The organism is Pantoea sp. B9002 (assembly GCF_013385945.1).
In the GTDB taxonomy this organism is placed as follows: Bacteria; Pseudomonadota; Gammaproteobacteria; order Enterobacterales; family Enterobacteriaceae; genus Pantoea.
The window spans coordinates 1-1678 of the sequence record NZ_JACAPA010000057.1 but is presented as its reverse complement, the minus strand read 5'-3'; the positions used below and the strand labels follow the sequence as shown (position 1 = coordinate 1678).

The window sequence follows — 1678 nt, the reverse complement described above, 5'->3', positions numbered from 1 at the left end:
ATCAGACAATCTGTGTGAGCACTTCGCGGGAAGGTATCTTCAGGTAAGGAGGTGATCCAACCGCAGGTTCCCCTACGGTTACCTTGTTACGACTTCACCCCAGTCATGAATCACAAAGTGGTAAGCGCCCTCCCGAAGGTTAAGCTACCTACTTCTTTTGCAACCCACTCCCATGGTGTGACGGGCGGTGTGTACAAGGCCCGGGAACGTATTCACCGTAGCATTCTGATCTACGATTACTAGCGATTCCGACTTCACGGAGTCGAGTTGCAGACTCCGATCCGGACTACGACGCACTTTATGAGGTCCGCTTGCTCTCGCGAGGTCGCTTCTCTTTGTATGCGCCATTGTAGCACGTGTGTAGCCCTACTCGTAAGGGCCATGATGACTTGACGTCATCCCCACCTTCCTCCAGTTTATCACTGGCAGTCTCCTTTGAGTTCCCGGCCGAACCGCTGGCAACAAAGGATAAGGGTTGCGCTCGTTGCGGGACTTAACCCAACATTTCACAACACGAGCTGACGACAGCCATGCAGCACCTGTCTCAGAGTTCCCGAAGGCACCAAAGCATCTCTGCTAAGTTCTCTGGATGTCAAGAGTAGGTAAGGTTCTTCGCGTTGCATCGAATTAAACCACATGCTCCACCGCTTGTGCGGGCCCCCGTCAATTCATTTGAGTTTTAACCTTGCGGCCGTACTCCCCAGGCGGTCGACTTAACGCGTTAGCTCCGGAAGCCACTCCTCAAGGGAACAACCTCCAAGTCGACATCGTTTACGGCGTGGACTACCAGGGTATCTAATCCTGTTTGCTCCCCACGCTTTCGCACCTGAGCGTCAGTCTTTGTCCAGGGGGCCGCCTTCGCCACCGGTATTCCTCCAGATCTCTACGCATTTCACCGCTACACCTGGAATTCTACCCCCCTCTACAAGACTCTAGCCTGCCAGTTTCGAATGCAGTTCCCAGGTTAAGCCCGGGGATTTCACATCCGACTTGACAGACCGCCTGCGTGCGCTTTACGCCCAGTAATTCCGATTAACGCTTGCACCCTCCGTATTACCGCGGCTGCTGGCACGGAGTTAGCCGGTGCTTCTTCTGCGGGTAACGTCAATCGGTGAAGTTATTAACTTCACCGCCTTCCTCCCCGCTGAAAGTACTTTACAACCCGAAGGCCTTCTTCATACACGCGGCATGGCTGCATCAGGCTTGCGCCCATTGTGCAATATTCCCCACTGCTGCCTCCCGTAGGAGTCTGGACCGTGTCTCAGTTCCAGTGTGGCTGGTCATCCTCTCAGACCAGCTAGGGATCGTCGCCTAGGTGAGCCATTACCCCACCTACTAGCTAATCCCATCTGGGCACATCCGATGGTGTGAGGCCCGAAGGTCCCCCACTTTGGTCTTGCGACGTTATGCGGTATTAGCTACCGTTTCCAGTAGTTATCCCCCTCCATCGGGCAGTTTCCCAGACATTACTCACCCGTCCGCCACTCGTCACCCGAGAGCAAGCTCTCTGTGCTACCGTTCGACTTGCATGTGTTAGGCCTGCCGCCAGCGTTCAATCTGAGCCATGATCAAACTCTTCAATTTAAGTTTGATTTGCTGAAACAAGTTCAGCGGTGCTCATCTGTAAAACGTCATAATGAATTTCATTATGTGTTCACTCGTGAGGCTTTGATATTTT

The 1678-nt window shown here is 53.3% G+C and carries 1 rRNA gene; it reads right to left on the bottom strand.

The annotated features are described in order from the left end of the window. Positions 1-44: 44 nt before the first annotated feature. Positions 45-1584 (bottom strand): 16S ribosomal RNA (locus HX773_RS23255). Positions 1585-1678 lie beyond the last annotated feature (94 nt).